2 protein-coding genes are annotated in these 653 nt (G+C 54.8%); both read right to left on the reverse strand.

The window, feature by feature from the left end; all coding sequences use genetic code 11:
* Window positions 1-25: 25 nt before the first annotated feature.
* Window positions 26-238: a hypothetical protein gene (locus VPK24_RS12245; RefSeq protein WP_393013732.1), complete on the reverse strand. Its 213-nt coding sequence runs from the start codon at window positions 236-238 to the stop codon at window positions 26-28.
* Between the two features lie 139 nt (window positions 239-377).
* On the reverse strand, window positions 378-653 hold a 276-nt coding region (locus VPK24_RS12250), incomplete at its 5' end, for a hypothetical protein (protein WP_393013734.1).

Consider the following 653-nt stretch of genomic DNA (forward strand, 5'->3'; position numbering starts at 1 on the left):
CGATCGCCAATCCAAATGAACGCACTCATGAAACGGTGACCTCCGGTATTTCAACTGGAAACAGCATGATCGTCTGAATAACCCCGTTGACCTCAGTTTGGATGTAGTCGATCTCAGCAACGGGCACCGGAAAGCCTCGATCAAGCCTCGCCAACGTTGCCTCGCGGTCAAGTCCTTCCTGCTCCATCGACCCGACCAAGCTTGATTTTTGCCGATCGGTCAGTTCCTTATCGGACAACTCATAGCACCAGCATTCGGCCTCACCCCTAATTGGCACATCCAGCCGAGGCCGCACCGATCGGATCGGCACACCAGGGTTAAAAGGTTTCCGCAGGCCAACGGGTCTCAAGGCGTGGAGCCAAATGAGGCGACCGATCTTAGGCACGGCTAACAATCGAATCATCGGGTAACCTCCCCTCACGGTTTTGGATTTCCAGGCATGGAGCCAAATCGGAATTAATGGCAATTAATCCCCGGACGAAGATCTGAGCGTAGGAATAGCTGGTGAAGGCAGCTTGTCGGATCCGCGACCGCTGGCCGTGGCGGTTGGGACGGCCCAACCGGTAGACAACCCAGGGCAGGGATGGGCTGAAGTCCTTCAGATCAATATCTTTTGGATTCTTTGACGCGGGTTTCATAGGCGCTGATGGCAA

The organism is Limnothrix redekei LRLZ20PSL1 (genome assembly GCF_043235035.1).
Classification (GTDB): Bacteria; Cyanobacteriota; Cyanobacteriia; order CACIAM-69d; family CACIAM-69d; genus CACIAM-69d.